General features: G+C 70.1%; 1 protein-coding gene. It reads left to right on the top strand.

From position 1 onward, the window contains the following. Positions 1 to 234, top strand: a 234-nt coding sequence (locus ACSNOK_RS36340) for a biliverdin-producing heme oxygenase (RefSeq protein WP_436784913.1), incomplete at both ends; no start/stop codon positions are given.

Genomic DNA, 234 nt, shown 5'->3' with positions numbered 1-234 from the left:
CACCACTACACCCGTTACCTGGGCGATCTGTCCGGCGGCCAGATCATCCGGGGCAAGGCCGAGAAGGCCTGGGGCTTCGCGCGCAAGGGCGACGGTGTGCGCTTCTACGTCTTCGAGGGGATCGACAACCCGGCCGCGTTCAAGCGCGAGTACCGGGCGGCGCTGGACGCGGTGCCGGTGGACGACCTGGAGAAGCAGCGGATCGCCGAGGAGTGCCGGCGCGCCTTCGCGCTG

This window comes from Streptomyces sp. URMC 126 (assembly GCF_051386555.1).
In the GTDB taxonomy this organism is placed as follows: domain Bacteria; phylum Actinomycetota; class Actinomycetes; order Streptomycetales; family Streptomycetaceae; genus Streptomyces.
Note: the sequence above shows the minus strand (reverse complement) of the source record. Positions and strands in the feature narration are given on the sequence as shown.